Raw genomic sequence first — 518 nt, forward strand, 5'->3', positions numbered from 1 at the left:
GCCGGCATCCTGCAGCCGCGCGCGCAGCCCGCCCGGCCGGCGCGCGGGGTGCGCTCCACCGTCGTGCGCGGCGTGCGGTCGCTGGCGGTGGCCAACGTGGTCCGCTCGCCCGGACGGACCGGGCTCGGCGTGCTCGCGGTGGCGCTCGGCTGCGCCGCGCTCACCGCCCTGCTGGGCATCACGCTGGCGTTCAACGGCGCCGTCGTCGGGTCCGTGCTGGGCGACGCCGTCTCCGTCCGCGCCCGCGAGATCGACTACGTCGCCGTGCTGGTGACGATCCTGCTGTCCAGCGTCGCCGTCGCCGACGTCGTCTTCCTCAACATGCGCGACCGGCGCGCGGAGTTCGCGGTGCTGCAGGCGGTCGGGTGGGGCGACGGCCGGGTGCGGCGGGTCGTGCTCGCCGAGGCGGCGCTGATCGGCTGCACCGGCGCGGTCTGCGGCACCGTCGCCGGGCTGGCCGTCGCCGCGGGGCTGGCCGGCGAGCTGCGCCCGGAGCTGCTGGTGGCCGCCGCGACGAC

At 78.4% G+C, this 518-nt stretch carries 1 protein-coding gene; it reads left to right on the forward strand.

Annotated elements, in window-relative coordinates:
• Positions 1–518 (forward strand): FtsX-like permease family protein (locus tag DY240_RS22385; protein WP_147375441.1); only part of this gene is annotated, 518 nt, incomplete at both ends.

Source organism: Jiangella rhizosphaerae, from assembly GCF_003579925.1.
Taxonomy (GTDB): domain Bacteria; phylum Actinomycetota; class Actinomycetes; order Jiangellales; family Jiangellaceae; genus Jiangella; species Jiangella rhizosphaerae.